1 pseudogene is annotated in these 647 nt (G+C 71.7%); it reads right to left on the bottom strand.

What is annotated here, in order from left to right:
• Positions 1 to 647 (bottom strand): annotated as a pseudogene (locus tag OTB19_RS43265) (hypothetical protein); the annotation flags it as partial.

The raw sequence follows: 647 nt of genomic DNA, 5'->3' as shown, positions 1-647 counted from the left end.
TGCTGTTCGTTGAGGCGTCGGGTGTGCTGGATGGCGCTTTCGTCGGGGTGCTTGGCGATGATCTTGCGGGCGGCGGTGAGGCGGGGGTCGTTGGAGTAGGAGGTGCCGTCTCGGGTTCCGGCGGGGCCGGCGAACGCGGCCGGGCCAGGGAGCTCGCGGGGCCATAGTTCCAACTGCTGGTGGTGGGCGCGGTGGATCGCGGCGATCCGCTCGGCGACGGCCGTTGCCTCGGCGTCGACCTGGTCGGCCGGCTGCTCCGTGGCCCTGCCGGAGCTGGTGGTCGAGCGTCGGGTGTCGGTGGTGCGGATCGTGCTGGGGCGGCGTGTCGGCATGTCGGGGCAGTGTCCGCCCTCGTTGTCCCATTGCTCGGTCGCTGCGCGCTGCGCGGCGGTCTCCTGCGCTGCGGCTTCTTGTTCGGCGAGGGTGACCGGCCGCCGGTAGGCGCGCATCGCGGCGGAGTCGAGCGGGGGCAGGCGGCGCCCGGCGGCTTTCTTGTCGTCGCGGCGTTTGTGCCGGCTGGCGACCCTGATGGTTAATTCGTGTGGCTGAGGGTGCTGGTGGGAGCGGGTGGGCAGGTTGTTCCTGTGTCGGTAGGGTCCGGCCGGGGAGGGGCTTGTTGTGTCGATGTCGCCGCGGTCGTGGCCGGA

It is taken from the genome of Streptomyces sp. H27-H5, assembly GCF_026627505.1.
GTDB lineage: Bacteria > Actinomycetota > Actinomycetes > Streptomycetales > Streptomycetaceae > Streptomyces.
The sequence above is the reverse complement of the archived record's forward strand: the minus strand, read 5'-3'. Positions and strand labels throughout refer to the sequence as shown.